Annotated in this window: 1 protein-coding gene; it reads left to right on the forward strand. The window is 67.7% G+C overall.

The window, feature by feature from the left end:
* Window positions 1-263 (forward strand): ATP-binding protein (locus RRF55_RS27475; protein WP_439419226.1); only part of this gene is annotated, 263 nt, incomplete at both ends.

Genomic DNA, 263 nt, shown 5'->3' on the forward strand with positions numbered 1-263 from the left:
AGCTGCTTGCCCCGCAGGCGGTGGCCAAGGGGCTGGAGCTGCAGATCCAGATCGACGACGCGCTCGCGGCCATGCACCTGGTCGATGGCATGCGCCTGCGGCAGATCGCATTCAACCTGCTCAGCAATGCCATCAAGTTCACGCGCGCCGGCGAGGTCGGCATCGCGCTGGAGGTGCTCGACGGTGATGCCGACGGCGCGCAGCAGCTGCGCCTGACCGTTCGCGATACAGGCATCGGCATCTCGCCCGAGCAACGCGAACGG

The organism is Klebsiella sp. K47 (genome assembly GCF_051858335.1).
Classification (GTDB): domain Bacteria; phylum Pseudomonadota; class Gammaproteobacteria; order Enterobacterales; family Enterobacteriaceae; genus Klebsiella; species Klebsiella pneumoniae.